The sequence below is a fragment of the Microbacterium sp. MDV22-iso44 genome, assembly GCF_058629135.1.
Map to the genome: position 1 here is coordinate 227,776 of NZ_JBZVWS010000002.1, position 22,584 is coordinate 250,359.

Sequence of the window (22,584 nt, forward strand, 5' to 3'; positions counted from 1 at the left end):
ATGACGACGACCCTCGCACCGCCCCCCGACCCGGCCGTGCCCGCCCGCCGGCGCGCTCACACGCGGGTCGGGTCGCGCGCGACACCGGCACGAGCCGTTCCCCTGCTGCCCGCCGTCGGCCTGCTCCTGGTCTTCCTGGCCGGACCGATCGTGTGGGCCGTGGCGGGCTCTCTGACCGATCGCGCCCTCACCGGGGTGAGCGCGGCGAAACCGGAGTTCGTCGGCCTCGACAACTTCACGCGGCTGTTCGCCGATCCGGTCCTGCCCTTGTCGGTCCTGCTGACCGTCGTGTTCGTCGTGGGGTCGGCGATCATCGGACAGAACGTCCTCGGGATGCTGCTCGCCGTCCTCTTCCGCGCCGGGAGCCGGGCCGTCGCCGGCACCGTCGGTGTGGTCGTCGTGACCGCCTGGGTCCTGCCCGAGATCGTCGCGGCGTTCGTCAGCTACGCGTTCCTCTCGGCCGACGGCACGCTCAACGGAGTGCTGTCGCTCGTCGGCATCCAGGGCCCGAACTGGCTGTACTCGCTGCCGCTGCTCGCCATCATCCTGGCCAACACCTGGCGCGGCACGGCGTTCTCGATGATGATCTACCGCGCGGCCCTCGACGACGTGCCGCCCGAGGTGACCGAGTCGGCCATGATCGACGGCGCCGGCACCTGGAAGCGACTCCGGTTCATCACCCTCCCCATGATCTCGGGCACGATCTTCACGAACCTGCTCCTGACGACCCTGCAGACCCTGTCGGTGTTCACCCTCATCTGGGTGATGACCAAGGGCGGCCCCGGCGACCTGTCGTCTACGCTGCCGGTGTTCGCCTACTCCCAGGCGTTCTCGTTCGGCGACATCGGCTACGGCAATGCGATCGCGATCGTCATGCTGGCCCTCGGCGCGGTGTTCTCGCTCGCGTACGTCGTCTCGCTCCGTCGACGGGGCGGCGTCGGGTGAGCGCCGCGACCGCGACGCGCCGACCGCGGCGGGCGCCGAGCGTGGCCTCGCCGCGCCGTCGTGCCACCCGGTTCTGGGCGAACCTCGTCCTCATCGTCATCGGCCTGCTGTTCGCCGCGCCTCTCGCGTGGGTCATCCTGGCTTCGATCGACTCCGCGGCGACCTACCGGGTCGCCTGGCCGGCACAACCGACGCTCGACAACTTCACCGACGTCCTGACGCCGGAACTCACGCTGCGCCCTCTCGTCAACAGCCTGCTGCTGTCCACGGGAGCAGCCGTCGTGACCGTCGTGACGGCCGTCCTCGCCGCCTATCCGCTGTCGCGCTACCGGTCCCGCTTCAACGGGCCGTTCCTCTACTCGGTGCTCTTCGCGAGCTGCCTGCCGATCACGGCGATCATGGTGCCGGTCTACAGCCTGTTCGTGCAGCTGCGCCTGATCAACCAACCGTGGGCGGTGACGCTCTTCCTCGCGGCCAGCGCACTGCCGATGGCGCTGTGGATGACGAAGAACTTCATGGACTCCGTCCCGGTCAGCTTGGAGGAGGCCGCCTGGGTCGACGGCGCCAGCGCGATGCGGGCCCTGTTCACGGTCGTCGTCCCCCTCATGCGGCCCGCTCTCAGCGTCGTCTTCGTGTTCGTCTTCCTGCAGGCGTGGGGCAACTTCTTCGTCCCCTTCGTGCTGCTCCTGACCCCCGACTGGCAACCCGCCGCCGTGTCGATCTACGCCTTCTTCGGGCAGTACGGCGCCGTCGCCTACGGCCGTCTGGCCGCCTACTCGCTTCTGTACTCGGTCCCCGTCCTCGGCCTCTACCTGATCGTCACCCGCGGTCTCGGGGGGTCGTTCGCGCTCTCGGGTGCCGTCAAGGGCTGACCAGCACAGCCCCTCCTCCCGCCGCCTCTCTCCCGAAGGAACCCCATGCACCGCAACGACCGCCTGGCCCTGCAGCGCATCGACCGACTCGCCGGCGACCGCCTGCCGCCCGCCCTCTACCGCGAGACCGCTCCGCTCACGATCACCGCGTGGGAGGTGCCGGGCGAGCCCGTCCCGTTCGCCGAGGCGATCCGGCAGACCTACGATCCGGTGTCGGTGGGCGTGGCGTGGGGACGTCCGTGGGGCACGGTGTGGTTCCACGTCACCGGGAGCGTCCCGGCGTCCTGGCGGGGGACGAGCGGGACGCGTCCCGAACTCGTCGTCGACCTCGGCTTCGACGCGTCCGGTCCCGGCTTCCAGGCCGAGGCGCTCGTCTTCCGCCCGGACGGCTCGATCGTCAAGGCCATCGAGCCGCGGAACGCCTCGGTCCCCGTCGAGGGCGACGAGATCGACCTCTGGATCGAGGCCGCCGGCAACCCCAGCGTCGCCGGCACCTTCACGTTCGCGGCCACCCCGCTCGGCGACCGGCGGACCGCGGGAGACGAGCCCATCTACCGGCTGCGTCGGCTGGAGCTCGGCCTTCTCGATGAGACCGTGTGGGAGCTGCAGCAGGACATCTGGACGCTCCGCGGTCTCGTCGACCAGCTCGAGCCGAACCGCACGCGTCACGCCCGTGTCCTCGCCGCCCTCGGCCGCGCCGTCGACGCCGTCGACCCCGACGACGTCACGGGCACCGCCGAGGCGGGGCGGGCCGAGCTGCGCGCGGTGCTCGCGGCCCCGGCATCCGCCTCGTCGCATCAGCTGACCGCGGTCGGTCACGCGCACATCGACTCGGCCTGGCTCTGGCCCATCCGCGAGACGGTGCGCAAGGTCGCCCGCACCTTCTCGAACGTCCTCGACCTCATCCGCACCGAGGACGACTTCGTCTTCGCCGCGTCGTCCGCCCAGCAGTACGCCTGGATGAAGGAGCACTACCCCGAGCTGTTCGGACGGATGAAGGATGCCGTCGCCGCCGGACGCTTCGCCCCGGTCGGGGGCATGTGGGTCGAATCCGACACGAACATGCCGGGCTCCGAAGCCCTCGCCCGCCAGTTCGTCGAAGGCAAGCGGTTCTTCCTCGAGGAGTTCGGCGTCGAGCCGCTCGAGGTGTGGCTGCCGGACTCGTTCGGCTACTCCGCGGCACTCCCCCAGATCATCCGGGCCGCCGGGTCGCGGTGGTTCCTCACGCAGAAGATCTCGTGGAACGAGACCAACCGGATGCCGCACCACACCTTCCTCTGGGAAGGCATCGACGGGACCCGCGTGTTCACACATTTCCCTCCGGTCGACACGTACAACTCCGAGCTGTCGGCCGCGGAACTCGCCCTCGCCGAACGCCAGTTCGCCGAGAAGGCGGATGCCTCGCACTCCCTCGTCCCGTTCGGGTGGGGCGACGGCGGTGGCGGGCCCACCCGCGAGATGATCGCCGCCGCGCGCCGTACGGCCGACCTCGAGGGGTCGCCGCGCGTGCACCTCGGATCACCGTCGCAGTTCTTCTCCGAGGCCGAGGCCGAGTACAGCGACCCGCCGGTGTGGTCGGGCGAGCTGTACCTCGAATACCACCGGGGCACCTACAGCGCCCAGGCGCGCACCAAGCGGGGCAACCGCCGCAGCGAGCACCTGCTCCGCGCGGCAGAGCTGTGGGCGACACTCGACACCGTCCGCACCGGAGCCGCCTACCCCGCCGAGCGCCTGCGCTCGCTGTGGCAGACGGTCCTCCTGCACCAGTTCCACGACATCCTGCCCGGCACGTCGATCGCCTGGGTGCACCAGGAGGCCGAGGCGACCTACGCACGCGTCGCGGCGGAGCTGCAGGAGATCATCGACACCGCCCTGCGCTCGCTGACCGGCGAGGGCGATCGGCAGCTGACCGCGAACGCGGCGCCGATGTCGCTGGCGGGCGCGCCGGCGCTCGCGGTCGCGGACGAGGCATCCGTCCTGCCCGTGGTCCCGGAGCCTGACGGTGACGGGTGGGCGTTCCGGCACGAGCGGTTCCACTGGGCGATCGACGCGCGGGGGCTCGTCGTGGGCGCGGTCGACCTCACGACGGGCCGCGAGCTCATCGACCCGGCCTTCCCGGGCGGCGTGCTGCAGCTGTTCCGCGACACCCCTCGCGAATGGGACGCCTGGAACATCGACGCCGAGGACGGCGCCCTCGGGACGACCCTCACGGACGCGGACGAGATCGTCGTGGACGGTGCGGACCTCGTCGTGCGGCGGCGCTTCGGCGCGTCGGAACTCGAGCAGCGCTACCGCGTCGACCCGTTCTCGGGCGCCCTCGAGATCGCCCTGCGCCTCGAGTGGCGGGAGCGGCAGAAGATGCTCAAGATCGCCTTCCCGCTGCGGGTGCGCGGCGAACGCACGGAGTCCGAGATCCAGTTCGGTCACCTCTCGCGCCCCGTCCACGCGAACACGACGTGGGATGCCGCGAAGTTCGAGACCGTGGCGCACCGGTGGATCCGCGTCGTCGAGGGCGACTACGGCGTCGCGGTGGCGAACGACTCCTCGTACGGCCACGACGTGCAGCGCGCACCCGGCCCCGACGGCGGAGCCCGGACGGTCGCGCGCGTGACACTCGTGCGCGCGCCCCTGTTCCCCGACCCCGAGGCAGACCAGGGCGCGCACGAGTTCCGACTCTCCGTCCTGCCCGCCGCGACCGTTGCGGGTGCGATCGGCGAGGGCCTCCGCCTCAACCTGCCTCCCTCCGCGGTGCAGGGTGCGGGCGAGGTCGCGCCGCTGCTCACGGTCGACGACCCCGGTGTGATCGTCGAGGCGGTCAAGCTGGCGGACGACGGCTCCGGAGACGTCATCGTGCGTCTCTACGAGGCGCTCGGCTCGGCACGGTCGGCGCAGCTCACGGCGGGCTTCGAGACGTCTGCGGTCTCGCAGACCGACCTGCTCGAGCGCGAGATCGAACCGACCGCGCTCCGCGCGTCATCGGGGACGGTCCGGCTCGACCTGTCGCCGTTCCAGCTCGTCACGCTGCGTCTGGCGCGCTGACCCGGATCACTCCAGCCCGCGGACCGGGACCCCGAGCCACTCGCCGAGGTCCCGGATCTCGGCGTGCACCATCTCGCGCTCGTCCTCATCGATCGGGGCGAGCTCGTGGACGGCGGCGACCACGAGGGTCTCCTTCTTCTTGTCGAGCGCCGCGTCGAGGAGGCCGACGAAACGATCGCCGACGAGGATCGGATGCGCGAAGTAGCCGTAGACCCGCTGGTGCTTCGGCTTGAACTGCTCGAGGACGAAGGTGAAGTCGAACAGTTCGGTCAGCCGCGGCCGGTCGAAGAGCATCCGGTCGTACGGGTTGAGGATCGCCGCACGGCCTCCGGGATCGTCGTCGAGCGCCGCGATCGCTTCGGGGTCGACGCGCCAGCGCCATGAGCTCCCCTCCACCTCGGCCTCGTCGCCGGCCGTGCCGACGCCCGACCAGGACGATTTCTGCCGTGCGATGCCGAGCGCCTGCAGGCGGCGGCCCATGAGCACCTCTTCGGCATCGGTGGGGCTCATCGCGGCATCCGTCCCCGCATAGACCCGCTCGGGCAGGTCCCACACCCGCTGGCGTCCGACTCGCCCGCTGATCGCGACGTCGCCGAGGTACGACAGGAGTTGCAGCATCCGCGGCACCTGGTTCGCCCCGTACCAGCCGCTCTCGTTCTTCGCCTGGACCGCGCTCGTGTCGGGGATCTCCGACGCCTGCAGCGGGCCGTCGCGGTCGAGGCGCCGCAGGATCTCGGCACGGAAGTCGGCGTTCGCATCGAGGTACTGTCGCGTCGCGCCGCCCAGCCTGCGTGTCGGCATGATCGCCCGGAGCGCGGGGAGGAGGGATGCCGGGCGGAAGTGCCCGTCGTACTCGAACAGCAGACGGTCCGTCTCCACGGCTTTGGACAGCTGTCCCGGCTCGTACGCCCAGCCGATGCGCGACCAGCAGATCGACTGCTCGCTGGGGGCGATGACGGCCGTCGGGTCGATCTTGATCGCGGCGATCTGCTCGGCGACCTCGACGACGTCGCCGGGCCGGTCGGCGTCGAGCAGCTGCGCGCGCACCGCGATGCGGCGGGCCTCGTCCCTCGTGAGCCGGTGCATGGGATGAGGCTAGCCCCGACCTCCGACGCGGGTCAGCCCGTGGGCTGCAGCGACGCGTCGACGGTGCGGCGCTCGTCGAAGACGAAGCAGCCGCCCTCGAACCCGTCGGCGCCGACATGCTCGAAGTAGCCGAGGATGCCGCCCTCGAGCTGGCGGGCGTCGATCCCGTCCTCACGGAGGACGAGCGCAGCCTTCTCGCACCGGATGCCGCCGGTGCAGAAGCTGACGACGGTCTTGCCGACGAGCTCGTCGCGGTGGGCCGAGGCGGCTTCGGGGAACTCGGTGAACTTCTCGATCCGCCAGTCGAGCGCGCCCGAGAAGGTGCCGTGGTCGACCTCGAACGCATTCCGGGTATCGAGCAGAACGACCTCGCGCCCGTCGTCGTCGACACCCGCGTCGAGCCAGCGTCGGAGCGTCGTCGGGTCCACGGCGGGGGCTCGACCGGCTTCGGGTCGGATCGCGGGACGATCCATCCGGATGATCTCGCGCTTGTGCTTGACGAGCATCTTGCGGAACGGCTGCTCGTCCGACCAGCTCTCCTTCGTCGTGAGCGCGGCGAAGCGCTCGTCCTCTCGGAGCTCGTCGACGAATCCGCGGACGTCCTCGGCCGGTCCTGCCAGGAAGAGGTTGATGCCCTCCTCCGCGAGGAGGATCGTGCCGCGGAGTCCCCGAGCCTCCGTGCGCTCCTTCAGCACAGGACGCAGCGATGCGGGGTCGGCGATGTGCGTGAAGAGGTAGGCGGAGATGTTCAGGACGGATGCCACCCCACCAGGGTAATCGCGGGGCGGCATCCGTCCTTCTGAACTCAGCCGACGAACGGGGCGGAAGCCGCGTCGAGCGCGGCGACCTCGTCGGCGGCGAGGTCGATCGTCGCGCCGGCGATGAGAGCGTCGACCTGCTCGACCCGCGACGCCGACGCGATGGGGACGGTGCCCTTGGCGCGCAGCCAGGCGAGGGCGACGGATGCCGGGGCCACATCGTGCGCCGCTGCGACGTCGTCGAGCGCCGAGAGCACGGCGAGTCCCTCGGGGGTCGCGTAGGCCGCGGCCGATCCGGCACGCGGCGAGGACTGACCCGACGCGTCGGTGGAGCGGTACTTGCCCGTGAGGAACCCGCTGGCCAGGGCCGAGTACGGGACGACCGTGAGGCCGAGCTCCTCGGCGACGGGCTTCACGTCGCGCTCGATCGCACGGTCGACGAGGTTGTACCGGGGCTGGGTGACGATCGGCTCCGCGACGCCCTGTTCGCGGGCCAGGCGCACCCACTCACGGGTGTTCTCGGCGGAGAAGTTCGAGATCGCCGGGTAGCGGATGAGGCCGTCGGAGGCGAGCGCACCGAACGCGGCCACGGTCTCCTCCAGCGGGGTCTCGTCGTCCTCTGCGTGGGCATAGTAGACGTCGATCGTGTCGACGCCGAGCCGCGTGAGCGACGCCTCGGCTCCGGCCCGCACGTTGGCCGCCGACAGACCGGGGAACTCGGGGTGCTTCGAGACCTTCGTGGCGATCACGACGCCGGACGGTCGTCGCGCGGCGATCCACTCGCCGAGGATCGTCTCGCTCTCGCCGCCGGAGTTGCCCGGCGCCCAGGCGCTGTAGACGTCCGCCGTGTCGACGAAGTCGCCGCCGGCAGCGGCGAAGGCGTCGAGGACGGCGAAGGAGGTGTCGCGGTCCGCCGTCCATCCGAAGACGTTGCCGCCGAAGGACAGGGGGAACACGGTCAGGTCGCTCGTACCGAGAACAGTCATGGTCACGATCCTGACACGATGACGGATGCCCGGGGCCCGACCTCAGCGACGGACGATGTCGTCTGCGTTCACCTGGATCCACGTCATGAGCGGCATGACGCGCTCCATCAGCTCGACGCCTCGGGGGGTCAGGGAGTACTCGACCCGCGGCGGGACCTCGGGGTACGACGTGCGCGCGACCAGGCCGTCGGCGGCGAGGGTGCGGAGGGTCGTGGCGAGCATCTTCTCGCTGATGCCGTCGACGCTGCGTCGCAGTTCACCCCAGCGGAGCGTGCCGTCGGTGAGCGAGAGGAGGACGAGGATGCCCCATTTGCTCGTGATGTGGTCGAGCACAGTGCGGGTGGGGCAGGCCTCCGTGAAGACCCCCGGAGACTCCTGCTGCATCTGCGCGTAACTGACGGACATGTCAGCAGCTTACCTGAAAGTGGGTACCCCCCTTCAGGAATGTTTCGGGTCCCGATGCGGGTTCCCTCTCGTGTCGCGCATCTCGCTCGATCACCGAAAGGACTCGCCATGACCATCCTCGTCACCGCCGCCAGCGGACAGCTCGGCCACCTCGTCGTCGACGCCCTCCTCGCCCGCGGCGCCTCTCCCGACAGCATCGTCGCTGGTGCCCGCACCGTGGCGAAGGCCGCCGACCTCGCCGACAAGGGCGTCCGCGTCGTCCCCCTCGACTACAGCGCACCGGAGTCGATCGACGCCGCACTCGAGGGCGTCGACAGCGTCCTGCTGATCTCGGGCTCGGAGCCGGGCAGCCGCCTGGCCGGGCATACCAACGTGATCGACGCCGCGGTCCGCGCCGGCGTGAAGAAGCTGGTCTACACGAGCGTCTCGCACGCCGACACCGTCGAGCTCGTCCTCGCCCCCGACCACAAGGCGACCGAAGAGGCCATCGCGGCCAGCGGCATCCCCGCCGTTCTCCTCCGCAACAACTGGTACATCGAGAACTACGCCGGCGACCTCGCCGGTGCCGCCCAGACCGGCGTGCTCTCGGCTGCCGTCGGCGACGCCGCGGTCGCTGCCGCCGCCCGTGTCGATTTCGCCGAGGCGGCCGCGGTCGTCCTGCTCGAGGACGGCCACACCGGGCGGACCTACGAGCTCGCCGGCCCCCGCGCGACCTACGCCGACATCGCAGCCGCGATGGGCGAGGTCCTCGGTCGCGAGGTCGCCTATGTGCCGGCGACGCCCGAGGAGCTGTCAGCCCGCTTGGCCTCGTTCGGGCTCGACGAGGGCACGGTCGGCTTCGTCGTCGCCCTCGACGCCGGGATCGCCGGTGGCGCCCTCGACGTGTCCGAGACGGACCTGACGGACCTCATCGGACGCCCCACCACGTCGTGGGTCGACGCCCTGCGCGCGGTCGCTCCCGCGAACTGACGCGCTCCACACGTTCCGCGGCCGCGGCATCCATATTCAAAGGAATGGATGCCGCGGCCGCGGCGTTGTCACCGGTATGCAGAGTTTCGGAACGCTGTCCTTCGGCCATTACGGTCCCCTCGGCGGGGGCCGCGAGCTCACCGCCGGCGATTCGCTGAAGCAGGCGATCGACCTCGCGCAGGGCATGGACGAGCTGGGTGTCAACGGCGCCTACTTCCGCGTCCACCACTTCGCGCGCCAGCAGGCGTCGCCCATGCCGCTGCTCGCCGCGATCGCCGCACGGACCTCGCACATCGAGGTCGGGACCGGCGTCATCGACATGCGCTACGAGAACCCGCTGTACCTCGCCGAAGAGGCGGCGGCCCTCGACCTCATCAGCGATGGGCGCCTGGCCCTCGGCGTGAGCCGTGGCTCACCCGAGAGCGTCGTCCGCGGTTACGAGACGTTCGGCTACACCGGTTCGGAAGACCCCCGCGGTGCCGACCTCGCTCGTGAGCACTTCGACCTGTTCCTGCGCGCGATCGACGGGGAGGGTCTCGCCGAGAGCGACCCGCACAGCCCGTTCGGCGGCGGACAGGGGCTGCAGCGGATCGAGCCGCACTCCCCCGGGCTGCGCTCGCGGGTGTGGTGGGGAGCGGGCAACCGCGACTCGGCCGAGTGGGCGGGTCGGATGGGCGTCAATCTGATGTCCTCGACTCTCCTCACGTCGGCGGACGGGCGACCGTTCGACATCCTGCAGGCAGAGCAGATCGACGCCTTCCGCACGTCGTGGCGCGAGGCCGGTCACGCCGGTACGCCTCGGGTCTCGGTGAGCCGCAGCATCTTCCCGATCACCACGGCGGAGGACGCCATGTACTTCGGCGGACGCTCGGACGGTGACCAGATCGGCATCATCGATGGGATGCGCTCGACGTTCGGCAAGACGTACGCCGGCACGCCCGACGAACTCGTCGAGCAACTGCAGCACGACGCCGCAGTGCGAGAGGCCGACACCCTCATGCTGACCATCCCCAGCCAGTTGGGTGTCGCCTTCAACCTGCGCCTCGTCGAGTCGTTCGCACGCCACGTGGCTCCGTCGCTGGGCTGGGTTCCGACGAACGCGGTCGCCACCGCCTGACGCCGAACCCCGTGCAGGACCGCATCGGCTAGCGTGACCCCGTGGCGATCACCCGGCGGACCGTGTCTCGCGGCGACGTCGATCTGTCCGTCCTCGACGCGGGCGGAGAGGGTCGACTTCTCATCCTTCTCCACGGCCTGGCCGGGAGTGCGACCGAAATGATCGCGACAGCCGACGCACTCACGGATTCCTTCCACGTCGTCGCCCTCGACCAGCGCGGGCACGGACGGAGCACGCGACGACCGGCGGACCTCTCGCGCTCCGCGTTCGTCGATGACGTCGTTGCAGTGATCGACCTGTTCTCGGCCGCGGAGCCGGCGACGCTCGTCGGTCAGTCGATGGGCGCGCACACCGCGTTCCTGACCGCTTCGGCCCACCCCGATCGCGTCTCGGACCTCGTCATGCTCGAAGGTCATGCGCAGGGAGGACGCCCCGGCGACGCTGCGGCCGTCGGCACCTTCTTCGCCTCCTGGCCGACACCGTTCGCCGACCCCGCCGCCGCGCTCGCGTTCCTCGGCGACTCACCCCTTTCCTGCGCCTGGATCGCCGACCTCGTGGATGCGGACGGTGGCCTTTCTCCGCGATTCGACGCGGACGTCATGGCGACCACCCTCGAGGACGTCCATCGACCTCAGTGGACGGCGTGGGAGAGCCTGACCGTGCCGACCCTCGTCGTGTTCGGGAGGGACGGCATGTTCAGCGCGGCGCAGCGCGACGAGCTGATCGCCCGCCGCCCGCAGACACGTCGTGCCGACCTCACACGGGGAAGTCATGACGCGCACCTCGATGCGACGGACGAGTGGATCGCCGCCCTTCGCCGGCACCTCGTAGGCGTCCACCCCTCCCCCGCTCAGCCGACGAGCGGGCCGCCCTCGCGCCAGTAGCCGAGGAACGACACCCGATCCTTCGGCACACCGAGGCGGCCGGTGAGCAGGCGCCGGAGCGAGGTGACCGTGCCGGACTCGCCGGCCAGCCAGACGTAGACCTCGCCGCTCGGCAGATCCACCGTGGCACCCGCCCACGCCGCGACGGCACGCTCGAGACCCCCGGCATCGTCGCGGTCGATGCGCTGAGCGCGGTGAGGCGCGGCGACGTGCGGTGACAGCAGGTCGTCCGCCGGAGCCGCGGCATCCACCATCACGTCGGCGACGACACCGTCGGGCAACGCCGACACGATGTTGCGCGCCGCGGGGTACGCGGTCTCGTCCGCGACGAGCAGCACCCGACGTGCCGAACCCGGATGCCAGTGCAGGCCGTACCCCGTCCACCCCATGCGGCGGTCGGGTCCGGTCACGACGAGGCGGTCGCCGGGGCGAGCAGACGCAGCCCACGCAGACGCCGGCCCTGCCGGGGTGTGCAGGTAGACGTCGACGTCGATCTCGCCGTCGTCTGCTCGGATCGCGGCGGGGGTGTACGTCCGGAGCACGTTCCGCTCGGTCTCGTCGAGCTCCTTCCACCGCGTGTACCAATCGGAGGGGTGGGGCGTCGGCTCGTCGAGCAGGCCGAAGTCGGCGAGGCCGCCACCGGGGAGCGGCAGGACGAGCTTGATGCGCTGATCGAGACCCCACTCCGCGAAGTTCCGCAGTGCGTCGCCGCGCAGCGTGATCCGGATGAACCTCATGCTCAGCCGCACGGTCGCGGCGACCTCCACCTCGAAGGCGCTGTACGCCCAAGGGCGCTCGAGGACTGCGGTCATGGTCGGACCTCCGTGACGTGGGGCGCACGGAGCGGGACGACGAGCGGCCCTCCCGTGACGGGATCAGGGATGACGGTGTTGGCGAGGCCGAAGACGGCCGACACGTTCTCGCTCGTGACGACCTCGGCAGGCGGCCCTTCGGCGATCACCCGCCCGTCGCGCATGGCGACGACGGTCGTCGCGTAGCGCGCCGCCTGGTTGAGGTCGTGCAGGACGGCGACGATCGTCCGGCCCTGCTCGTGGAGGGCCGCAAGGAGTTCGAGCAGTTCGACCTGATGCGCGACGTCGAGGTACGTGGTCGGTTCGTCGAGAAGCAGCACCTCGGTCTGCTGCGCGAGGACCATCGCGATCCACACCCGCTGGCACTGCCCGCCCGACAGTGCGTCGACCGGCCGGTCCGCCAACTCGGTCGTCCCGGTCGCGGCGAGCGCCTCGACGACGGCCGACTCATCGGTCGGCGACCAGGGTCGCAGCATCCCCCGATGCGGATACCGACCCCGCGAGACGAGGTCGCGCACCGTGATCCCATCGGGCGCGACGGCGGTCTGCGGCAGAAGCCCCATCCGCCGCGCGAGCGTCTTGGCGGGGATCCCGGCGATCGACCGGCCGTCGAGGACGACCTGCCCTTCCTCTGGTGCGAGCAGGCGCGCGAGACCGCGCAGAAGCGTCGACTTGCCGCACGCGTTCGGGCCGATGACGACGGTGAACGAGCCCGGTTCGATCTGCAGCGAGAGCTGGTCGACGATGCGGGTGTCGGCATAGGCGAAGGAGGCCTGCTCGACGGTGAGGGAAGCGGGTGGGCGATCAGGCACGGCGACGGAGCTCCAGGACGATGACGGACAGAAGGTAGAGGCCGCCGACCGAGACGGTGACGACGCCGACGGGGAGGGGCGCGGGCAGCGCGTGCTGCGCGACGAGGTCGGAGGCGAGCAGGACCGCGGCTCCGAGGAGGGCCGACAGTCCGAGCGGCAGCGACGGCGTGCGCGCGAGGCGGCGGGCGATCTGCGGAGCCGCCAGGGCGACGAAGGCCACGGGGCCTGCGACGGTGGTCGCCGCCGACACGAGGCCCACCCCCGCGAGCAACGCCAGGGCCCGGACGGCGTGCGGACGCGCCCCCGTGGCCGCGGCGAGATCGTCCCCCAACTCGAGCTGTCGCATCCGTGGGACGAGGCAGAACGCCCCCACGACGATCGGCACAGCGGCCACGAGCGCCCCGGTGACGGGGCCTGCGGAGACGCCGTTGAGCGATCCGGCACCCCACGCCGATGCGAACATCGCGGTCTCGAGTTCGACCTGCAGCAACAGCCAGGTGTTCAGCGACGCCAGCATCGCCGAGACCCCGATGCCGACCACGACGATCCGAAAGCCCTGCAGTCCGTCGCGCGAGGCCAGCATCTGGATGACGAGTGCCGTCACGAGCCCGCCGACCAGCGATCCGGCGACGAGAGCCTGCCAGCTCGCGGACACGAGCACGAGCGTCAGGAGCATGCCGCTGAAGGCACCGCTCGAAAGTCCCAGGATGTCGGGACTCGCGAGCGGATTGCGGGTGACGGTCTGGAACAGCGCACCCGCGATGCCCAGGAGCGCCCCCACCCCGACCGCGGCGATCACGCGCGTCAGCCTCCAGTCGACGACCACGGTGTGTTCGATCCCTTCGCCGCCGCCCGCCAGGATCGTCGGGATCCGCTCGAGCGGGACGGGGAAGTCCCCGAGGATCAGACCCAGGGTGACCAGCACGACCAGCACGACGGATGCCGCGACCCCCACCGCGAGCACGCGCCGCCGCCCGGCGGCGACGGACCGAGCCGGTCGCCCCACTCGGCCCGCACGGTCCACGACGGTCGCGACCATCACAGGGCCCTCGCCGTCCGTCGACGCGCGAGCGCGATGAGGAGCGGGGCTCCGACGAAGGCGACGACGACTCCGACCGGGACCTCGGCGGGGGCGATCACGACGCGGCCGAGGATGTCGGCGGCGAGCACGACGACAGGGCCGGCCAGCAGCGACAGCGGCAGAACTGCACGCTGATCGGGTCCGACGATCCACCGCACGACGTGCGGGATCATGAGGCCGACGAACGAGATCGGCCCCGCGATCGCGGTGGCAGCCCCGGCGAGGAGGGTGACCGCCACGATCACTCCGATCCGGATGCGGCCGACGTTCACTCCCTGCGAGCGCGCGACGTCGTCGCCGAGCGCCATCGCGTTGAGTCCGGGGGCGAGCGCGAACGCGAGGACGGCACCCGCGGCGACGAAAGGGGCGATGGCGCCGAGGTCGTCCAGCCCTGCTCCGAGCAGGGACCCCGCGTTCCATCCGCGCATCCGGTCGAAGGCTTCCGGGTCCGTCAGCGTGATGGCGGTCGTGATGCCCGACAGAACGGCGCCGAGCGCGACACCCGCGAGGATGAGGCGAACCGGTCCGCCCGGCCCGCTCGCACCGATCACGGAGACCGCCATGGTCACCAGCAGCGCGCCGGCGAAGGCGGGCCAGACGACCTCTCCCGGGTCGGACAATCCGAACAGGGACACGCCGAGCGCGACGGCGAACGCCGCCCCCGCACCGACCCCGAGGAGCCCGGGATCGGCGAGGGGGTTGCGCGTGAACGCCTGCATGAGCGCTCCGGCCGCGCCGAGCGCCGCGCCGGCGATGAGGCCGACGACCGTGCGCGGCACCCGCAGGTCCCAGACGACGAAAGACGTCTCCCTCGTCCCCCTGCCGGCGAGCGCGTCGATCACCGCCGGCGGGGCGAGCGGGTTGGCGCCGAGCGCGAGCGACGCGATCACGGCGACGGCGAGGATCGCCGCGACGACACCGACGCTGAGGATGCCTCGACCCGGGCGCGTGGTGACGGTCACCGGTTCGCGGAGAGGTACCGCTCGATGTCGCCGAGGACGGCCTCGGCCCCCTTTGGGCCGACGCCGGACACCCACGTGCTGGTGTCGACCAGCGTCGCATCGGGGAACGCGCTGGCGACCGCAGCGGGGATCGCGGAACGGTCGTCGACGTCCGCGGCCGTCACGAAGACGTGATCCGCCGTCGCCGACGCGATGTTCTCTGGCGACAGGTCCGCCTGCAGGCCGTCCTCCCATTCCCGGTCGGGGATGGTGAAGCCTACGCATTCGAGCAGGCTGCCGGCGAACGAGACCGGGCCGTAGAGGCTGAGCGTCGTCTCGTCGCGCGGGCGGATGAGCTGCACCGTCTGACCGTCGAGCGCGTACTCGCTCTTCAGGCGCGCGCATTCATCGTCGACACCGGTGAGGAGACCGGCGACCTCGTCCTCACGGCCCAGCGCCTCGCCGATGAGCGTGGCGTTCTCGCGCCACGGGTCGGCCTGCGAGGCGATGAAGACCGTCGGGGCGATGGCGCTCAGCTGCTCGTAGAGTTCTGAATGCCGCGACTCGGTGCCCAGGATCAGATCGGGCTTCAGCGCCGCGATCGCCTCGAGGTCGGGCTCGGGGACGGTCCCGACGGGAGCGACGTCCGAGACCCCGAGGTACGAGGGCAGTTCCGTCACGTTCCCCGCGACGGCCGCACCCACGGGCGTGATGCCGATGGCCACCGCCGTGTCGAGCTCGAGCGGCTCGAGCGTCACGACGCGCTCCGGCTGGTCGGGCACGTCGGCCGTGCCGCGGGCGTGCTCGACGGATCGCGTTCCCGGGGCCGCGGATCCGCTCGCCGATTCGGGCGCGGCGGCGGCGGTGCATCCGGCCAGGGCGAGAGCGATCATCCCGGCCGCGGAGGCGAGGACCAGTCGTGAGCGTGGGGACATGGTGAGCAGGACCTTTCCTTGGAGCTAAGTAAGGAGAGCCTAACCAAAGTCGAGCCATGGACCGGACCGCCATCCCCCTACCCGGGCCGAACGAGCCGCGGGCGTAGGGTGAAGGCATGCGGACCCGGGCGGACATCGAGTGCTGGCTGACCGACATGGACGGCGTCCTCGTCCACGAGAACACGCCGATCCCGGGCGCCGCGGAGCTCCTCGAGCAGTGGCGTGACGACGGCACCCCGTTCCTCGTCCTCACCAACAACTCGATCTTCACGCCGCGCGACCTCAGCGCACGGCTCCGCGCCTCGGGCCTCGTGGTCCCGGAGGAGTCGATCTGGACGTCGGCCCTCGCCACCGCGGACTTCCTCGCCTCGCAGAAGCCCGGCGGCACGGCTTTCGTCATCGGCGAAGCAGGTCTCACGACCGCGCTCCACGAGGCGGGCTTCATCATGACCGAGACGAGCCCCGACTACGTCGTCGTCGGCGAGACGCGGAACTACTCGTTCGAGGCGATCACCAAGGCGATCAGGTTCATCGGCGCCGGGTCGCGGTTCATCGCCACCAACCCCGACGCGACCGGGCCCTCGACCCAGGGGGTCCTGCCCGCGACCGGCGCGATCTCGGCGCTGATCACCAAGGCGACCGGCAAAGAGCCCTACGTCGTCGGCAAGCCGAACCCGATGATGTTCCGTTCGGCGCTCAACCGCATCGGCGCTCACTCCGAGAACACCGGCATGATCGGCGACCGCATGGACACCGACGTCGTCGCGGGAATCGAGGCGGGACTCCATACGGTGCTCGTCCTCACCGGCATCAGCGACAGCGCCGAGATCGAGCGCTATCCGTTCCGTCCCGACGAGATCCTGGGCTCCGTGGCCGATCTCGTCCGGCAGGAGCCGCGCGAGAGCGACTCCCCCGACGCGCAGCCGTCGCTCGGGCTCTGACCGCCGGGGTCGCTCAGGGAGGGGTCACCACCCCATAGACCCCGCGATGCCCTTGAAGGGTCCCACCACACGAGCGGTGATCCACCCGCCGTAGAACCGCCCCGGCTGCGGAGTGACGACCTCGCCGGCGACCGTGCACTCGTCCATCTCCTGCGCGTACACCGCCACGCGATCGGCGAGTTCTTCGTAGCCGGGCTCGGGGTTCGGATAGTTCCACGCCGCGCCGGGCACGGTCCGCCCGCCCCCGTGGACGTCGAGGTAGCGCGCGGCGCCCTTGAACTCGCAGAACGACGCTCCCGGCGCCCGCGTCAACGCGCCCGGGACGAAGTCGGCGATGGGCAGGTAGTAGACGGGCGGATGACTCGTCTCGAGAACCCGCAGCGCTCCCTTCGTGGCGACGATGCGTTCGCCGCCGAGGGTGATCGTCACGGTCCCGCGGACCGGCTCGACGCGAGGGGGTCGGGGATAGTCCCAGACGCTCTCCTGTCCCGGGCCGACGGGGTCTGGAGTGGGGTGCCGCATGCCCTCCAGATTAAGGGCGGAATCTCATCCTGGGGCCGCCTCCGAGCACCGGGCATCCCGCGATAATGGAGCCATGACGGCCCGGCGCCCGACGGCCTACAACGCGATCTCCACGTCCTCGCGCGTGGCGATCCTCCATCTGCTGCAGACGACTCCGCAGCAGACCGTCGGCGAGCTCGTGAAAGCCACCGGACTGCACCCCAACACCGTGCGCGAGCACCTGCAGCGCTTGATCGAGCGCGGCTTCGTGGCCACCGAGGTCGAGAATCGCACCATCCGCGGACGCCCCCGCGTGTTCTACCGCGCGGTCGACGGTGCGAGCGTGTCGAGCCCCGAGCACCGTCGCAAGGTGCAGGCCGCGGTCGAGCGCGGCGACCTCATGCGCCGCGTCATGCCCGAGACCGCGGGGACCCTCACGGGCGAGGAGCAGCATCAGCTCGATGCGCTCGTCGAGCAGCTCCTCGACGGCGGGTTCGATCCGGAGATCGACGAGGACGGCCTCACGATCGATCTCACTCCGTGCGCCCACGCCGCCGACCAGGCAGATCACCGCGAGACCCTGTGCGAGGTCCACCTCGGGCTGATGCAGGGGGCGCTCCGCGAGGCGGGCGGACCGCTCGCCGTGGACGGCATGCGTTCGTCCTGCGACCCGCAGCAGTGCGTCATCCAGCTGCTTCGCCGGCGCCCCGACGCGTGAGTCAGTAAGCGAGGTTGCTGCGCACGGACGAGTACCAGATCCACGCGTAGCCGCCGCGGTAGTGCATCTTGTACCAGTGCCGCTTCGAGTCCGAGACCTGCAGCGGTGTGCCGACGGGCACCGTTCCGCCGACCGCGCCGCCCGCGCTCTTCCGCCACGTCGCGTTCTTCGTGGTCCGCACGTGCAGGTCCGAATGGTTCGCGGCCGCGCCGAAGGAGCCGTTGACGTGCGAGTAGACGGTGCGCGCGATGTCGCGGATGCCGGCCTTCGACGATCCGGCGTCACCGATGACCGTGAGCACGAAGGTCCCCTTCGGGCCCCGGATGATCGCCGTGTCCGCCTGGAGCAAGCCGCCCTTCACCCAAAGGGAGCCGGGCTTGGACGCCTGCCATGCGGAGGCGGGTATGCCGTTCGGGATGCGGGAGCGGAACAGCTGCGTGTGCATGAGGTCGAGCATGAGCGCCCTGCTCGACGCGCTCAGGAGCTGCTTCTTCTCGATCCGCGACAGCAGCAGGCTGAGGTCGTTGGACGTCGTGCGGTTGCCGCCGTAGAGGACGTCCTGCCCCTTGAGGACGCGCCCGTAGGAGGTCTGGCTGTACCCGCCGGCGGCGATCTGCTTGTTCAGGTTGGAGATCCCGATCCAGTGGACGAGGTCGGTGTGGCAGTAGTTGTCCGACATCCAGATGAGCTCTCGCAGGCACTCCTTCACGGTCAGCCCCGAGGACAGCTTCGTCGACAGCGACGCCTGCTTCTTGTCCACCCGGGTCAGCGCCGCCCAGGCGACGAACAGCTTCATCATGCTGGCCGGCTCGCGGCGGGTGGCACCGGTCACTCCCGACACGACCTCCAGCCCGCCGATCTGCCGCACGGTCACGGCGTACGACGATGACGGATGCCGCTTGGTCGCCGCCGTGATCTTCGCGCGCAGCGTGTCGGCGGCAGCGGTCCGGACGGCCGTGCACCCGTCGCCGGAGATGACCGTAGCGTTGAGCCGGCTCGTCGAGCCGATCGCGAGGACGGAATCCTTGCGCCGGTCGAGCATCGCTGCGGCGGCATCCGATACGCACTCGGTGCGCGCGTAGAGGAAGGGCTGGCGGAGCGCACCGGCGACCGCCGCCGCCGTGCCGGTCTCATGATTGGGCGCGTCCGCGCCCGAGACGACGACGGCGCGGGCGGTCGTGGCGGGGTACTCTCCGGCGGCCGAGACGGCCATCGCCTCGTTCGTCCCGCCGGGAAGGCGCCGGACGCTGATGCCTGCGGCCCTGATCTTGTCGACGAAGTTCCGACCCATCATCGACATCACGTTCGTGAGGACGACCTCCTTCGCCCCCACCGCCCGGAGCGCGTCCATCGTCGCGGTCGACGCCGTCCCGCGGCCGTCGACCGCCATGAAGCCCGCGCCGGTGGCGTTCGCGGCCGCAGCGGCGATCGGAGCGGTACCCATCGTGCGACCGTCGGCCATGTACACCCGCTTCACCGGGCCCTGGAATCGGAGGACCGCTCGCGACAGCGCGTAGGTGTCACCGCCGGCGATCCGCTCGACCGGAGCGATGGCGCCGAGCAGGCCCGCCACCTTCGTCCCGACGGAGGCCGTCGACCCGACGACGAGGATGCGGGTGGGCCGCAGCCGCTTCAGTTCGGCCGTGATCGCGGCGGGGATCGCATCGGGCGCGACGTAGAGGAGGGGTGCGCGGCGGGCGCCGGCGAGGTAGGCCGCGGTCTGCGCGTCATGACGCTTGGCGGCCGAGACGACGACCTCCGTGCTGCCGTCGGGGAAGAGCGTGCGGCTCGCTGTGATCGTCTGGTCAGCGGCCGTCGGCGCGCTGATCCGCGTGATCGAGGGCATGCGCGGGGCCGGGGGCGCTGCCAGGCGTGCACCGGCATCCGGCGAAGGTGCGGGGGTCGGCGTCGGCGTGGGCGACGGCGACGGCTTCGGGGTCGGAGCGACCGTCGGCTTCGGGGTCGGCGTCGGCGTTGGCGTTGGCGTCGGCGTCGGAGTCGGGCTCGCGGTGGGAGTGGGGGTCGGCGACGGGGTGGGGACGGTCCCGGCCGCGGCCGGTCCCGCGGTGAGGATCAGCACCGCGGTCACCCAGACCGCCGTGAGCGCTGTCATCCGCCGCATCATCGCGGGAACACGGGAGGATTCGCCACGAGTCATGTGGCCCACCGTAGGGGGCGGAGACCGCTCCCACCATGGGGGTGGTGCGGCGCGGCGGCATCCGGGTGTTTTGCACGGCCCGATCCGATCCCGCGATCGGGACCGCGTCGTACCGTCGGAACATACCCGTGGAAGGACCAAGCCCGTGGACTTTCTGGACCCGCTCATCCTGGCTCGCCTGCAGTTCGGACTGACGACGCTCTACCACTACCTGTTCGTGCCGCTCACGCTCGGCATGGCGCTCACCGTCGCGATCTTCCAGACGATCTGGCACCGCACGGGCGACGTGAAGTGGCTGCACATCACGCGCCTGTTCGGCAAGATCTTCCTGATCAACTTCGCGATGGGCGTGGTCACCGGCATCGTGCAGGAGTTCCAGTTCGGCATGAACTGGTCGGACTACTCGCGCTTCGTCGGCGACGTGTTCGGCGCTCCGCTCGCCTTCGAGGGCCTCATGGCGTTCTTCTTCGAGGCGACCTTCATCGGCCTCTGGATCTTCGGATGGGACAAGCTGCCGCGCCGCATCCACCTCCTCACCATCTGGGCGACCGCATTCGGCTCGATCCTGTCGGCCTACTTCATCCTCACCGCGAACGCGTTCATGCAGAACCCGGTGGGCTACACGCTGAACCCCGAGACCGGTCGAGCCGAACTGACGAACTTCTTCGCGCTGCTGACCAACCCGGTCGCCCTCGCCGCCTTCCCGCACACGATCTTCGCGGCGTTCATGTTCACCGCGGCCGTCATCATCGCCGTCGCCGCCTACCACCTGCGCCGCGGCCAGCATCTCGAGACGATGCGTCCGGTGCTCCGGTACGGGATGTGGTTCATGATCATCTCGTTCGTCGGCACGGCGATCAGCGGCGATCAGCTCGGCCTCGTGATGGTGCAGACGCAACCGATGAAGATGGCGGCCGCCGAGGCGCTCTGGAAGACCGCGTGCGGGGCGGACGCATCCTTCTCGATCTTCTCCATCGGCACCCCCGACGGCACGGCCGAGGTCTGGTCGCTGCGCGTCCCGTACCTGCTGTCGTTCCTCTCGACGCACACACTCGACGGCTGCGTCGAAGGCCTCAACAACCTGCAGGCCGATTACACGGCGCGCTTCGGCTCCGGCATCGACTACATGCCCGAGATCTGGGTCACCTACTGGTCGTTCCGCTGGATGATGGGCTTCGGCGGCATCGCCACCCTCATCTCGGTCGCAGGTCTCTGGGTCACCCGCAAGAAGGCCACGCGTCCCGTCGCCGGCTGGATGTGGCGCATCGCCATCTGGTCCGCCCCGCTCCCGCTGTTCGGCAGCCTCGTGGGCTGGATCTTCACCGAGATGGGTCGCCAGCCCTGGATCGTCTTCGGTCTCATGCACACCGCGGACGGGGTCTCCCCCAACGTCCCCGCCTGGACCGTGCTCATATCGCTGGTCGCCTTCACCGCGATCTACGCGTCGCTCGCGGTCGTCGAGTTCCGCCTCATCCTCAAAGCCGCGCAGCAGGGTCCCGACCCGCTGCCCGGACCCGATGACCCCGACCCGCGGGACCTGCCGGTCGACCAGACCCCCTCGACGGTCTACTAGGAGCACGCCATGGATCTCGCCTACCTCTGGTTCTTCATCGTCGGTGTCTTCTTCGTCGGCTACTTCGTCCTCGACGGGTTCGACTTCGGCGTCGGGATGAGCCTGCCGTTCCTCGGCCGAGACGAGGTGTCGCGGCGCCAGGTCATCAACACGATCGGTCCCGTGTGGGACCTCAACGAGACCTGGGTCATCGTCGCCGGAGCCTGCCTGTTCGCCGCGTTCCCGGAGTGGTACGCCACCCTGTTCAGCGGGTTCTACCTGCCGCTGCTGCTCATCCTGCTCGCCCTCATCCTGCGCGGCGTCTCGTTCGAGTACCGACACCAGCGCGAAGGACTCGCGTGGAAGCGCGGCTTCGACCGGATGATCGTGATCGGCTCCGTGATCCCGGCGCTTCTGTGGGGCGTCGCGTTCGGCAACATCGTGCAGGGCGTCCCGATCGACGCCGACAAGAACGTCACGGGCTCGCTTCTGACGCTCCTGAACCCCTACGCACTGTGCGTCGGGGCGACCACGCTCCTCCTCTTCTTCCTCCACGGGCTGTACTTCGTGGGACTGAAGGCCGACGGCACGGTCAAGGAGGAAGCGCACCGCCTGGCACGTCGCGTCGCTCTCCCGACGATCGCGTTCGCCGCCGCGACCGTCGTCTGGACCACGGTCATCGCGATGGATCGCGAGGCACCGGCACTGGCGGCGGTGATCGGATGCGGCGTCGCCGCCGCGCTCGCGCTGCTCGGGTCGGCCGTCGCGAACCTCCGTCGCCGCGACGGGTGGGCGTTCGCCCTCGGAGCGGTCACGATCGTCGGCGCCGTCCTGATGCTGTGGTTCGCCCTGTTCCCCTACGTCATGCCGTCCTCCACCGATCCGGCGAACTCGCTCACGATCGAGAACGCCTCGAGCACCGACTACACGCTCGGCGTCATGACCTGGGCGGCGGTCATCTTCCTGCCCGGCATCCTCGCCTACCAGGCCTGGACCTACTGGGTGTTCCGCAAGCGCATCTCGCGGGTGCAGATCGAGAAGGCGGATGCCGCGGCTGCTCACTGAGCCCGCG

General features: G+C 70.5%; 21 protein-coding genes. 10 read left to right on the forward strand and 11 right to left on the reverse strand.

Annotated elements, in window-relative coordinates:
- Genes AC4NN1_RS07855 through AC4NN1_RS07865 form a run of 3 tightly spaced genes read left to right on the forward strand, consistent with a single transcriptional unit; the run spans position 1 to position 4,856 of the window.
- The gene (locus AC4NN1_RS07855) at positions 1-945 is read left to right on the forward strand and encodes a carbohydrate ABC transporter permease (protein ID WP_491954971.1); all 945 of its coding nucleotides are present in this window, start codon (positions 1-3) and stop codon (positions 943-945) included.
- The gene (locus AC4NN1_RS07860) at positions 942-1,817 is read left to right on the forward strand and encodes a carbohydrate ABC transporter permease (protein ID WP_018187013.1); all 876 of its coding nucleotides are present in this window, start codon (positions 942-944) and stop codon (positions 1,815-1,817) included. Before AC4NN1_RS07855 ends, AC4NN1_RS07860 begins: the two co-directional genes overlap by 4 nt.
- A 45-nt stretch (positions 1,818-1,862) precedes the next feature.
- Entirely contained in the window at positions 1,863-4,856 is a 2,994-nt protein-coding gene (locus AC4NN1_RS07865) for an alpha-mannosidase (RefSeq protein WP_491954972.1), read from the forward strand.
- Positions 4,857-4,862: 6 nt separating this feature from the next.
- Here the strand turns inward: AC4NN1_RS07865 and AC4NN1_RS07870 are convergent, their stop codons facing one another.
- The 4 genes from AC4NN1_RS07870 to AC4NN1_RS07885 are packed head-to-tail and all read right to left on the reverse strand — an operon-like array spanning position 4,863 to position 8,091.
- Positions 4,863-5,942: a DNA glycosylase AlkZ-like family protein gene (locus AC4NN1_RS07870; protein ID WP_491954973.1), complete on the reverse strand. Its 1,080-nt coding sequence runs from the start codon at positions 5,940-5,942 to the stop codon at positions 4,863-4,865.
- 32 nt (positions 5,943-5,974) lie between these two features.
- A complete protein-coding gene (locus tag AC4NN1_RS07875; RefSeq protein ID WP_491954974.1) occupies positions 5,975-6,706 on the reverse strand; it encodes a sulfurtransferase in 732 nt (243 codons plus the stop codon).
- Positions 6,707-6,747: 41 nt separating this feature from the next.
- On the reverse strand, positions 6,748-7,686 hold the full coding sequence (locus AC4NN1_RS07880; protein WP_491954975.1) for an aldo/keto reductase: 939 nt from the start codon (positions 7,684-7,686) through the stop codon (positions 6,748-6,750).
- Between the two features lie 42 nt (positions 7,687-7,728).
- Entirely contained in the window at positions 7,729-8,091 is a 363-nt protein-coding gene (locus AC4NN1_RS07885) for a winged helix-turn-helix transcriptional regulator (protein ID WP_018187008.1), read from the reverse strand.
- A gap of 108 nt (positions 8,092-8,199) precedes the next feature.
- Between AC4NN1_RS07885 and AC4NN1_RS07890 the strand changes: the two genes are divergently transcribed.
- The 3 genes from AC4NN1_RS07890 to AC4NN1_RS07900 all read left to right on the forward strand — a co-directional run bounded on the left by AC4NN1_RS07890 (position 8,200) and on the right by AC4NN1_RS07900 (position 11,061).
- Positions 8,200-9,060 carry an SDR family oxidoreductase gene (locus AC4NN1_RS07890; RefSeq protein ID WP_491954976.1) on the forward strand — a complete coding sequence of 287 codons (861 nt, stop codon included), beginning with the start codon at positions 8,200-8,202 and terminating at the stop codon, positions 9,058-9,060.
- A 76-nt stretch (positions 9,061-9,136) separates the two neighbouring features.
- Positions 9,137-10,177: an LLM class flavin-dependent oxidoreductase gene (locus AC4NN1_RS07895; RefSeq protein ID WP_363457331.1), complete on the forward strand. Its 1,041-nt coding sequence runs from the start codon at positions 9,137-9,139 to the stop codon at positions 10,175-10,177.
- A 41-nt stretch (positions 10,178-10,218) separates the two neighbouring features.
- Positions 10,219-11,061 carry an alpha/beta fold hydrolase gene (locus AC4NN1_RS07900; RefSeq protein ID WP_363457328.1) on the forward strand — a complete coding sequence of 281 codons (843 nt, stop codon included), beginning with the start codon at positions 10,219-10,221 and terminating at the stop codon, positions 11,059-11,061.
- On the opposite strand, the gene AC4NN1_RS07905 is transcribed toward AC4NN1_RS07900, so the two are convergent.
- Genes AC4NN1_RS07905 through AC4NN1_RS07925 form a run of 5 tightly spaced genes read right to left on the reverse strand, consistent with a single transcriptional unit; the run spans position 11,028 to position 15,642 of the window.
- Positions 11,028-11,873 carry a siderophore-interacting protein gene (locus tag AC4NN1_RS07905; RefSeq protein ID WP_491954977.1) on the reverse strand — a complete coding sequence of 282 codons (846 nt, stop codon included), beginning with the start codon at positions 11,871-11,873 and terminating at the stop codon, positions 11,028-11,030. The two genes, AC4NN1_RS07900 and AC4NN1_RS07905, sit on opposite strands and share 34 nt — an antisense overlap.
- Positions 11,870-12,685: an ABC transporter ATP-binding protein gene (locus tag AC4NN1_RS07910; protein WP_491954978.1), complete on the reverse strand. Its 816-nt coding sequence runs from the start codon at positions 12,683-12,685 to the stop codon at positions 11,870-11,872. The genes AC4NN1_RS07905 and AC4NN1_RS07910 overlap by 4 nt, the downstream gene beginning before the upstream one ends.
- Positions 12,678-13,724 (reverse strand): FecCD family ABC transporter permease, encoded by a 1,047-nt coding sequence (locus AC4NN1_RS07915; protein WP_018187002.1) that lies wholly within the window; start codon positions 13,722-13,724, stop codon positions 12,678-12,680. The genes AC4NN1_RS07910 and AC4NN1_RS07915 overlap by 8 nt, the downstream gene beginning before the upstream one ends.
- Positions 13,724-14,728 (reverse strand): FecCD family ABC transporter permease, encoded by a 1,005-nt coding sequence (locus AC4NN1_RS07920; protein ID WP_491954979.1) that lies wholly within the window; start codon positions 14,726-14,728, stop codon positions 13,724-13,726. Before AC4NN1_RS07920 ends, AC4NN1_RS07915 begins: the two co-directional genes overlap by 1 nt.
- The gene (locus AC4NN1_RS07925) at positions 14,725-15,642 is read right to left on the reverse strand and encodes an iron-siderophore ABC transporter substrate-binding protein (RefSeq protein WP_336126310.1); all 918 of its coding nucleotides are present in this window, start codon (positions 15,640-15,642) and stop codon (positions 14,725-14,727) included. The genes AC4NN1_RS07920 and AC4NN1_RS07925 overlap by 4 nt, the downstream gene beginning before the upstream one ends.
- Positions 15,643-15,758: 116 nt before the next feature.
- On the opposite strand from AC4NN1_RS07925, the gene AC4NN1_RS07930 reads away from it, so the two are divergent.
- On the forward strand, positions 15,759-16,583 hold the full coding sequence (locus tag AC4NN1_RS07930) for an HAD-IIA family hydrolase (RefSeq protein ID WP_018186999.1): 825 nt from the start codon (positions 15,759-15,761) through the stop codon (positions 16,581-16,583).
- Positions 16,584-16,607: 24 nt separating this feature from the next.
- Here the strand turns inward: AC4NN1_RS07930 and AC4NN1_RS07935 are convergent, their stop codons facing one another.
- Positions 16,608-17,105, reverse strand: coding sequence for a DUF427 domain-containing protein (locus AC4NN1_RS07935; RefSeq protein WP_018186998.1), 498 nt, complete (start codon positions 17,103-17,105; stop codon positions 16,608-16,610).
- Between the two features lie 73 nt (positions 17,106-17,178).
- On the opposite strand from AC4NN1_RS07935, the gene AC4NN1_RS07940 reads away from it, so the two are divergent.
- Positions 17,179-17,802, forward strand: a complete 624-nt coding sequence (locus AC4NN1_RS07940; protein ID WP_018186997.1) for a helix-turn-helix transcriptional regulator — start codon at positions 17,179-17,181, stop codon at positions 17,800-17,802.
- A gap of 1 nt (position 17,803) precedes the next feature.
- Here AC4NN1_RS07940 and AC4NN1_RS07945 read toward each other — a convergent pair whose 3' ends face one another.
- A complete protein-coding gene (locus AC4NN1_RS07945; protein WP_491954980.1) occupies positions 17,804-19,915 on the reverse strand; it encodes a serine hydrolase in 2,112 nt (703 codons plus the stop codon).
- A gap of 190 nt (positions 19,916-20,105) precedes the next feature.
- Here AC4NN1_RS07945 and AC4NN1_RS07950 point away from each other — a divergent pair, with 190 nt between their 5' ends.
- Positions 20,106-21,533 carry a cytochrome ubiquinol oxidase subunit I gene (locus AC4NN1_RS07950; RefSeq protein WP_491954981.1) on the forward strand — a complete coding sequence of 476 codons (1,428 nt, stop codon included), beginning with the start codon at positions 20,106-20,108 and terminating at the stop codon, positions 21,531-21,533.
- Between the two features lie 9 nt (positions 21,534-21,542).
- The gene (cydB, locus tag AC4NN1_RS07955) at positions 21,543-22,577 is read left to right on the forward strand and encodes a cytochrome d ubiquinol oxidase subunit II (protein ID WP_020098147.1); all 1,035 of its coding nucleotides are present in this window, start codon (positions 21,543-21,545) and stop codon (positions 22,575-22,577) included.
- Positions 22,578-22,584: the final 7 nt, after the last annotated feature.

What these genes read in the sequence shown, in the direction of transcription:
- AC4NN1_RS07855 (WP_491954971.1), top strand. Translation starts at nt 1, where the DNA reads ATGACGACGACCCTCGCACCGCCCCCCGACCCGGCCGTGCCCGCCCGC.
- AC4NN1_RS07865 (WP_491954972.1), top strand. Translation starts at nt 1,863, where the DNA reads ATGCACCGCAACGACCGCCTGGCCCTGCAGCGCATCGACCGACTCGCC.
- AC4NN1_RS07870 (WP_491954973.1), bottom strand. Translation starts at nt 5,942, where the DNA reads ATGCACCGGCTCACGAGGGACGAGGCCCGCCGCATCGCGGTGCGCGCG.
- AC4NN1_RS07880 (WP_491954975.1), bottom strand. Translation starts at nt 7,686, where the DNA reads ATGACTGTTCTCGGTACGAGCGACCTGACCGTGTTCCCCCTGTCCTTC.
- AC4NN1_RS07885 (WP_018187008.1), bottom strand. Translation starts at nt 8,091, where the DNA reads ATGTCCGTCAGTTACGCGCAGATGCAGCAGGAGTCTCCGGGGGTCTTC.
- AC4NN1_RS07890 (WP_491954976.1), top strand. Translation starts at nt 8,200, where the DNA reads ATGACCATCCTCGTCACCGCCGCCAGCGGACAGCTCGGCCACCTCGTC.
- AC4NN1_RS07895 (WP_363457331.1), top strand. Translation starts at nt 9,137, where the DNA reads ATGCAGAGTTTCGGAACGCTGTCCTTCGGCCATTACGGTCCCCTCGGC.
- AC4NN1_RS07905 (WP_491954977.1), bottom strand. Translation starts at nt 11,873, where the DNA reads ATGACCGCAGTCCTCGAGCGCCCTTGGGCGTACAGCGCCTTCGAGGTG.
- AC4NN1_RS07915 (WP_018187002.1), bottom strand. Translation starts at nt 13,724, where the DNA reads ATGGTCGCGACCGTCGTGGACCGTGCGGGCCGAGTGGGGCGACCGGCT.
- AC4NN1_RS07925 (WP_336126310.1), bottom strand. Translation starts at nt 15,642, where the DNA reads ATGTCCCCACGCTCACGACTGGTCCTCGCCTCCGCGGCCGGGATGATC.
- AC4NN1_RS07930 (WP_018186999.1), top strand. Translation starts at nt 15,759, where the DNA reads ATGCGGACCCGGGCGGACATCGAGTGCTGGCTGACCGACATGGACGGC.
- AC4NN1_RS07935 (WP_018186998.1), bottom strand. Translation starts at nt 17,105, where the DNA reads ATGCGGCACCCCACTCCAGACCCCGTCGGCCCGGGACAGGAGAGCGTC.
- AC4NN1_RS07940 (WP_018186997.1), top strand. Translation starts at nt 17,179, where the DNA reads ATGACGGCCCGGCGCCCGACGGCCTACAACGCGATCTCCACGTCCTCG.
- AC4NN1_RS07945 (WP_491954980.1), bottom strand. Translation starts at nt 19,915, where the DNA reads ATGACAGCGCTCACGGCGGTCTGGGTGACCGCGGTGCTGATCCTCACC.
- cydB (WP_020098147.1), top strand. Translation starts at nt 21,543, where the DNA reads ATGGATCTCGCCTACCTCTGGTTCTTCATCGTCGGTGTCTTCTTCGTC.